The organism is Jatrophihabitans sp. sgz311053 (assembly GCF_056135305.1).
This window is the reverse complement of record NZ_JBWAXP010000012.1, coordinates 1-615: the sequence shown is the minus strand read 5'-3', so window position 1 is coordinate 615 and position 615 is coordinate 1. Positions and strand designations below refer to the sequence as shown.

The following is a 615-nucleotide window of genomic DNA, read 5'->3' as shown; positions in this document are numbered from 1 at the left end:
TGACCTGGCCCACCAGAAACGTTCCAGTTGGACTGGCTAAGTGGCTGCCTCATCGAGAGGCTGAACACCGTGCCCCGTGCCTATCCCGCCGAGTTCCGCGCTAGGGCTGTCGCCCTCGTCCGGGCTGGCAAAGAGCAGAAGCAGACCGCGACCGAGCTGGGCATCCATCCGGTCACGCTGTCGAAGTGGGTCAAGCAGGATCGCGTCGACCGCGGCGAGGTCCCCGGCGTCAGCACGACCGAGTCCGCCGAGTTGCGGGCGGCCCGGCGCCGTATCCGCGAGCTCGAGACCGAGCTGGTCATCATCCGGCAGGCCGCGAAGTTCCTCGGGGAGGACCGGCCCCGCCCAAAAGGCTCTTCCCGGTGATCGACCGTCTGGCTGACGCCGGGATCCCTGTCGACCGCGCCTGCCGGGTGCTCGGTGTCGCACGGCAGAACTACTACCTCGCCCGGCGCGCCCCGGCCACCAAGACGCAGCTGCGTCGGCAGTGGCTGACCGGTCTGATCCGCGAGGTCCACGTGGCGTCCCGGGGCACCTACGGCTACCGACGCGTCCACGCCGAGCTCACCCTCGGCATGGGCATCACCGTCTGCGAACGCACCGTGTCGGTGCTGA

1 pseudogene is annotated in these 615 nt (G+C 69.3%); it reads left to right on the top strand.

What is annotated here, in order from left to right:
• Positions 1-69: 69 nt before the first annotated feature.
• A pseudogene (locus AC0NZQ_RS21850) lies at positions 70-615 on the top strand (transposase); the annotation flags it as partial.